Annotated in this window: 7 protein-coding genes; 6 read left to right on the forward strand and 1 reads right to left on the reverse strand. The window is 57.5% G+C overall.

The annotated features are described in order from the left end of the window. The first annotated feature begins 164 nt into the window (after window positions 1-164). From HY011_35965 to HY011_35975, 3 genes are read left to right on the forward strand one after another with little or no spacing between them, the layout of a single operon-like run. On the forward strand, window positions 165-1391 hold the full coding sequence (locus tag HY011_35965) for a DUF2088 domain-containing protein (protein ID MBI3428349.1): 1227 nt from the start codon (window positions 165-167) through the stop codon (window positions 1389-1391). A 3-nt stretch (window positions 1392-1394) separates the two neighbouring features. Beyond that, window positions 1395-2498, forward strand: coding sequence for an AlkZ family DNA glycosylase (locus tag HY011_35970; GenBank protein MBI3428350.1), 1104 nt, complete (start codon window positions 1395-1397; stop codon window positions 2496-2498). A 47-nt stretch (window positions 2499-2545) separates the two neighbouring features. Then, a complete protein-coding gene (locus tag HY011_35975) occupies window positions 2546-3121 on the forward strand; it encodes a DUF1211 domain-containing protein (protein MBI3428351.1) in 576 nt (191 codons plus the stop codon). Between the two features lie 22 nt (window positions 3122-3143). Here the strand turns inward: HY011_35975 and HY011_35980 are convergent, their stop codons facing one another. Beyond that, on the reverse strand, window positions 3144-3890 hold the full coding sequence (locus HY011_35980; GenBank protein ID MBI3428352.1) for a DUF1361 domain-containing protein: 747 nt from the start codon (window positions 3888-3890) through the stop codon (window positions 3144-3146). A 469-nt stretch (window positions 3891-4359) separates the two neighbouring features. Here HY011_35980 and HY011_35985 point away from each other — a divergent pair, with 469 nt between their 5' ends. The 3 genes from HY011_35985 (at window position 4360) to HY011_35995 (ending at window position 6886) form a co-directional block, all read left to right on the forward strand. Continuing rightward, entirely contained in the window at window positions 4360-6003 is a 1644-nt protein-coding gene (locus tag HY011_35985; protein MBI3428353.1) for a GMC family oxidoreductase, read from the forward strand. A gap of 97 nt (window positions 6004-6100) precedes the next feature. Further along, window positions 6101-6715 carry a hypothetical protein gene (locus tag HY011_35990; protein MBI3428354.1) on the forward strand — a complete coding sequence of 205 codons (615 nt, stop codon included), beginning with the start codon at window positions 6101-6103 and terminating at the stop codon, window positions 6713-6715. 66 nt (window positions 6716-6781) lie between these two features. Further along, complete coding sequence (locus tag HY011_35995) at window positions 6782-6886, forward strand: hypothetical protein (protein ID MBI3428355.1); 105 nt, start codon at window positions 6782-6784, stop codon at window positions 6884-6886. Window positions 6887-7012: the final 126 nt, after the last annotated feature.

Genomic DNA, 7012 nt, shown 5'->3' on the forward strand with positions numbered 1-7012 from the left:
GTTTGCCTGGGAAGACAAATTCAAACGCTTGCTCTTACGATTTGAGACCAAGCAGAAACGTCATCTTGGCTTCAAACTGATCGCCTTCACACTGATCAATCTCAGAGAGTTTTGTGCCGGATGAAACTTGCAACCAGTTCAACTTAAAAGGGGTGTGACCCAATATGACCAACTACCAATTCACCAAAATTCGCCAACAGTTCCCGCGCACGGTGCTCGCCAACATTGAGCAAACCGTCGCGCAACAACTCGAAAAACTGCAAATCAAACCCGGCGCGCGCATCGCGGTCGGTGCGGGCAGTCGTGGCATCGCCAACATCGCCCGTATCGCGAAGGCCGTCGTTGCAGCCGTCAAAGCCAAAGGCGGCGAGCCGTTCATCTTCCCCGCGATGGGCAGCCACGGGGGGGCGACGGGGCTGGGGCAGGCTGAGATTCTGGCTTCGTATGGCATTAACGCAGAGACGATGGGGTGTCCGATTCGCTCTTCGATGGAAGTGGTGCCGCTGGATCAGGGCAGTCTGGAAATCCCGCTCTTTATGGATCGGCACGCCTATGAATCGGACGGCGTGATATTGATCAATCGCATCAAGCCGCACACGGCCTTTCACGGCCAGTACGAGAGCGGGTTGATGAAGATGTGCATCATCGGCTTGGGCAAGGAGCGGCTGGCGAATACCTTGCACGCGCACGGGATTTATGGGCTGACGACGCTGATGCCCAAGGTGGCGACGAAGATTTTGGAAACGGGCAAGGTCTTGCTGGGCGTGGGCATTGTCGAGAACGCCTACGACGAAACGATGATCATCGAGGCCATGACGCCCGCCGAGATTCTGACGCGCGAACCGGAGTTGCTGGCTATCGCTAAACAATCGCTGCCGAGTTTTCCGCTCTCAGATATTGATGTGTTGATCGTGGATCGCATCGGCAAAGACATCAGCGGTTCGGGCATGGATCCGAACATCATTGGGCGTATGCGAATCCGTGATCAGATGGAGAACTCCGGGCCGGAGGTGAAGGTCATCGTGATTACGGACATCACCGAGGCTTCGCACGGCAATGCTTGCGGGATTGGTTTGGCCGACGTGACGACGCGGCGTTTGGCCGACAAGATTGATTGGGATGCGACGTATATGAACGGCGTCACCAGCGGGTTTTTCGAGCACTTCATGTTGCCCATCGTCGCGCCGACCGATGCGAAAGCAGTTGAATGGGGCATCCGCGCCAGCCACGCGCCCACCCAGCCCAAGAAGATCGTGCGCATCAAAGACACGTTGCACCTGAGCGAACTTTACGTCTCGGGCGCCGCGCTGGCCGAGGCCAAAGACAAGGTCGAAATTATCAGTGAACCAATGGACTTGTTTGACGAACGGGGCGCGCTCATCGCGTTTTGAACTATGGCAGAGCGTGTTTTAACGCTGCGTGAACTCAACCGGGCGACGCTGGCTCGGCAGATGTTGCTGGCGCGTGCGGATGTATCTGTTCCTGCTGTTATCGAACGGCTGGTTGGGATGCAGGCGCAACTCGCCTCCGCGCCGTATGTCGGTTTGTGGACGCGCTTGCCCGCTTTCAAACGCGCGGACCTGGCGGAGTTGATTGAGAACCGCATGGTGGTCAAAGCGACGCTGATGCGCGCGACCTTGCACCTTTGCACGGCGGCGGATTACCTGCGTTTTCGCACGACGCTGCAACCGATGCTGAGCGGCGCGGGCGCGGCCATTGCCAAACAACGCGGCAACGATTTTGACCGCGACAAACTATTGAATGCCGCCCGCAAATCCATCGGCGAAAAGTCGCGTACCTTTGCCGAAATCAGCACAATGGTTTCAGAGTTGATGCCTGACTATGATGTGGGCGTGTTGCGCTACACGGTGCGCACGCACATCCCATTGGTGCAAGTGCCGATTGCCAGCGGTTGGAGCTATTCCAACAAGCCTGAATTCACGCTCGCCGAAACGTGGCTGGATCAGAAAATTTCACCCAAAGACAATTTGCAAGAATTGGTGCGGCGTTATCTGGCGGCGTTCGGCCCCGCTGGCGTGACGGATGCGCAAACGTGGTTGGGAATGAAGCTGAAGGATGTGTTTGAAGAGTTGCGGCCCGAATTGCAGGTCTATCGTGATGAAGGGCGGCGCGAATTGTTCGATCTGCCCGATCAAGTTTTACCTGCTGAAGAGACGCTCGCGCCCGTGCGCTTCTTGCCGGAATTCGACAACCTGCTGCTGTCGCACAGCAACCGCAAGCGCGTAGTGGCCGACGAATATCGCGCACGGGTTTACCTGCCCGCCTTGCGGGTCGCCGCGACAATCCTAGTGGACGGTTTCGTGCGTGGGGCGTGGAAGGTTGAAAAAGACAAGACTGCTGCGACCTTGGTGATCGAACCTTTTGAGAAGCTGGCGAAAAAGGAGCGTGTGGCGCTCGCCGAAGAAGGCGGGCGGCTGCTGCGTTTTGTCGAACCAGAGGCCAAATCGTTCGCAGTGCGGTTTGCCGAGAATCCTTGAGTTAGCGCCTGCGCAGCAATCAATCTGAACAACCCGGAGCAATTGGTATGAGCAAAGGCCGCCTGGAAGCCTTCAGTGATGGTGTCATTGCGATCATCATCACGATTATGGTGTTGGAATTGAAAGTGCCGCATGGTGACGATTGGGCGGCGTTGCAACCCTTGCTGCCCGTGCTGCTGAGTTATGTGCTCAGCTTCGTCTATATCGGCATTTACTGGAACAACCATCACCACATGTTGCAAGCCGCCGGCAGGGTCAACGGCATCATCCTCTGGGCCAATTTACATCTGCTGTTCTGGCTTTCACTCTTTCCGTTTATGACCGCGTGGATGGGCGAAAATCATTTCGCGGCCTTGCCGGTGGCGCTGTATGGCGCGGTACTGTTTATGGCGGGTACTGCATATTACATCCTGGCGCGGGCGTTGGCGGCGCATCACGGCAAAGATTCCAAATTGGCTGTGGCGCTTGGGAAGGATTACAAGGGGCTGCTCTCGCTGGTTATTTACGCGCTGGCGATTGTGCTGGCGTGGCGTTACACGTGGACGGCCTTTGCCTTGTATGTGGTGGTGGCGTTGCTCTGGTTTATCCCGGATCGCCGGATTGAACGTGTGTTTGCGGATTGACGCCGGGGCAAAGATTTGGTCGTTATGACTTTTGCTGCTGCTCCAACTGCAATTGCGTAAACGCCAGCAACATTAGATACACGGCGCTAAACAACAGCGTGAACAAGCCGGCAAAGGCCAGCGTCTGGGTATGCGCCCAGGGGTCGCGCACGCCATCCAGCAACTCAAAAAACAGATTGCCGGGCCGGAACAAGACATCCCAACTATTCCAACGCAACACGCGCCCGAAATAGAGGCCGAAGCCATTCAACACCATCACGCCAAACACGAACAACCAACTGGCCGCGCGTCCGGCGAAGCGGCGCACCATCTCTTGCATCAGGAACAGCGAGACCAGCCCCAGAAATACGCCCGTCCAGGCAAACGATACCAGCACGATCAGGTCGTACCAGAGCGGCACGCCGTTGCGTGGTTTCAGATGAATGATGTCCGTCACCAAATAGGTGGCGTTGGGCAGAAACAACAACCATAAAACAGCAAAGACGCTCACCGGCAACCAGCGCCGCTGCCGGTGCTGCAACCCGTGTTGCAAGTTATAAGCCGCCAGCGCGCCTAACAACGGCAGCCACGCCAGAAATAGATTCCAGATCAGCCAGCTTTGCAACACACCGTAACGCCACGTGCGCAGGCCCAACAGCGCCAGACAAAGCGCCGTGGCAAAGACGAGTGCGGCTACGACAGGGAATTGCCTGCGCCAATGCGAATAGCCGGGCCATTGCGAGAGGGAAGGTGCGTTGGAGAGGGTAGACATCGGAAAACGTGAACGCATACGAAACCTCGGTGGTGAATTCGGGGCAGAGCCAAGTGCAGCTTAGCACGCCGCGCAAGCTCAAACGAACCGAGGTTGGGTTGCGTTCCTAAAACCTCCGGTACAGCAGAGCTTTTGCAAAGTCCTCAAACATCCGCCAAAGACCTTTGACTGACGCCTGATTCCCGGTTCCTGATTCCTGACAAATTGAAAATACCGGCAGCTTTTCAGTTTGTCAGGAATCAGGAACCGGGAATCAGGCGTCAGTCAAACCGTTCGAGCGCTCTCGCTAGCGACTTTACAAAAGCCCTGTCCGGTACAGCACCACTGCTGCTGCCTGCTTGCTCACGTTCAAGCCGCTGTGCTACGTTGCGCCGCGTCTATTCGAGCCTGCACTCGATTCACCAAACATCTTCAAAGAGCGGAGACCACAGTGGCAAAACAACCGATCTATGATGCCATCATCATTGGTTCTGGCGCGTCCGGCGGCATGGCGGCCAAGGAACTGACCGAACGCGGCCTGCGCGTGCTCGTGTTGGAAGCCGGCCCGAAGCTCGACCCCAGCCAGTTCAGCATGAACAAGTGGGCTTACGAATCCATGTATCGCGGCTTTGGCCCGACAGGCTGGAAGCAAAACGAGCAATGGATGCAGGACACGGCGGGCGAATTCAGCCGCAACTTTTACATCAAAGACACCGAGCATCCTTACACGACCGATCCGGGCAAACCGTTTATGTGGGTGCGCGCGCGCGTCGTCGGCGGCAAGACGCTGCACTGGGGCCGCCTGTCGTGGCGCTTTTCCGACCTGGATTTCAAAGCCAAAACACACGACGGTTGGGACGAAGATTGGCCGATCAGTTATGACGAGATCGCGCCGTATTACGACAAGGCCGAAGAGTGGATCGGTGTTAGCGGCAATCAGGACAAATTGTGGTATTTGCCCGACGGCAAATTTCTGCCGCCGATGGCGCTCACCTGCGGCGATCAGTTGATTAAGAAAGGCGCGGCTAAACAAGGCATTGCGCTGGTGCAGCCGCGCGTGGCGATGCTGACCGCCGTCAAACCGCAGCACGCCAAGTATGGCCGCGCGCAATGCCACTATTGCGGCAGTTGTGGCAACGGTTGTTCGGTCGGCGCGATGTTCAATTCGCTGGCTTCGACGCTGCCCGCCGCCCAGGCGACAGGGCGGATGACCTTGCGCACCAATTCCATCGTGCGCCACATCATCGTGGACAACAACACGGGCAAGGCCAAAGGCGTCGCCGTCGTTGACCGGCAGACGCGGCAGGAGCAGGAATTTTTCGGCAAGGTCGTGATTGTGGCCGGTTCGACGCTCGAATCTACGCGGCTCTTGCTCAATTCCAAATCACGCCAGCATCCCAAGGGCCTGGGCAATTCGTCGGGTGTGCTGGGGCATTATCTGGTGGATCATTTTGGCGGCACGGGCGCGTCCGGTGTGCTGCCCACGCTGGCCGGGCGCGAGCCGGTCAACGAAGACGGCAAATCGTCGGGCGTCTTCATTCCGCGCTTCCGCAACCTGGATGCGAAGACCAAGCACCCGCGCTTCCTGCGAGGTTATGGTTACGAAGGTGGTTCTTCCATCGGCGCATTTCCCGGCGCGGCGCGGCGCATTGAGGGCTTTGGCAGCGAATTCAAAAAGAACGTGCGCCGCTGGTATACCGCGCCGGTCGGGCTGACGACGCGGGCGAATATGCTGTCGCGCTTTGAAAACTTCGTCGAGATTGATCCCGACGGTGTGGTGGATGCCTGGGGCATTCCGGCGTTGCGCGTACATATCCAGCATTCCGACAACGAACGCGAGATGGGCAAAGATGCCGCCGAAACCGCCGCTGAGATTCTGGAAAACGCGGGCGCCAAAGAGATCGCCATCAACCGCAACATGACCGTGCCGGGCCGCATCATTCACGAACTGGGCACCGCGCGTATGGGCGCCGACCCCAAGAAATCGGTGCTCAACAAATACAACCAACTGCACGACGTGCCGAATGTGTTCGTCACTGACGGCGCGGCCTTTGTGGGCGCGGCCAATCAGAATCCGACGCTGACGATTCTGGCGCTGACGATGCGCGCTTGCGAGTATCTGGTGGGCGAAATGAAACGCGGCAACATTTAAGGCTCTTCCCACGAAGCCACACGAAGGGGCACGAAGGTTGTCGAGCAGTTTCGTGCTGCTTCGTGTGACTCCGTGGGAGGATATTTGAGGAAGCAACATGATCTTCACGCAAAAGAAAAGCACGGCCCCGGCGAAAGCGACTGTAACTGGCGCGCGCAAACTGCATTCGATTCACGCGCTCTTGCGCGAACGCACATTCACCGGCGATATCGAAGTTGGCAGATTGAGTTACGCCTTCACCTATGCGCCCACAGCCGCCGCGATCAAAAACGGCAAGCTGGAATTGAGCGGCAGCTTCACGGTGAATAGCCCGGCGGGCAAACCCGCAATGGCAGAGAACGTCATCGCCACGCTGGCAGGCATCCAGGGCGCGATGGGGTCGGCCACGCGGCCCAGAGAGTTCCAGCTCATCACGGCCAGCCCCTTTCCCAACGAACTCAACGACGACAAACCGCTGACGGAATACACCGGCGGACGCAGCGCCATTGGCGTTGCCTACTTTCATCTCTCGCCCTTGAGCGGCCAGACGCTTGGTTTGCCTTACGACCTGGGCCGCGTGCAGTTGAATGGCCGTCTGGCGATACAGGATCAACGGGCGCGCGACCTGCAATGGCTGCTGACACAAGCGCACGCGGCGCTGGCGGGCGCCAAGCCGGATGAGCAGATTGCGGAGCCGTATGTGACCGAGCTGAATCGGGTATTGAGTATGTAGAGTGGTTTTCGGTGATGGAGTAGAACTACGCAATTGTTGGCGAATGCTTGAGGCAGGTTTTGTTATATGCCGAGACTCGACACCATTCACGAAGCCGTCAAACAGGCCCTCATCAACGATGGTTGGACGATCACTGATGACCCCTACATCATTGAGTACAAGAAAAACTAAATTTTCTGGCATTTACCTCTTCGCCGCAGAGCGGCGGTTGAATTTAGCCGTGGGTTTTCAACCCACGGGCAGCGCGCAATCATTTGCGCGTCGCGTCAGCGACGCTTGAAACACGCGACCATTCAA

The organism is Acidobacteriota bacterium, assembly GCA_016196035.1.
Lineage (GTDB): Bacteria > Acidobacteriota > Blastocatellia > RBC074 > RBC074 > JACPYM01.

Bases quoted from the DNA above. Each gene is read 5' to 3' on its own strand.
- HY011_35975 (MBI3428351.1), top strand. From the start codon at position 2,546: ATGAGCAAAGGCCGCCTGGAAGCCTTCAGTGATGGTGTCATTGCGATC.
- HY011_35990 (MBI3428354.1), top strand. From the start codon at position 6,101: ATGATCTTCACGCAAAAGAAAAGCACGGCCCCGGCGAAAGCGACTGTA.
- HY011_35985 (MBI3428353.1), top strand. From the start codon at position 4,360: ATGGCGGCCAAGGAACTGACCGAACGCGGCCTGCGCGTGCTCGTGTTG.
- HY011_35995 (MBI3428355.1), top strand. From the start codon at position 6,782: ATGCCGAGACTCGACACCATTCACGAAGCCGTCAAACAGGCCCTCATC.
- HY011_35980 (MBI3428352.1), bottom strand. From the start codon at position 3,890: ATGCGTTCACGTTTTCCGATGTCTACCCTCTCCAACGCACCTTCCCTC.
- HY011_35970 (MBI3428350.1), top strand. From the start codon at position 1,395: ATGGCAGAGCGTGTTTTAACGCTGCGTGAACTCAACCGGGCGACGCTG.
- HY011_35965 (MBI3428349.1), top strand. From the start codon at position 165: ATGACCAACTACCAATTCACCAAAATTCGCCAACAGTTCCCGCGCACG.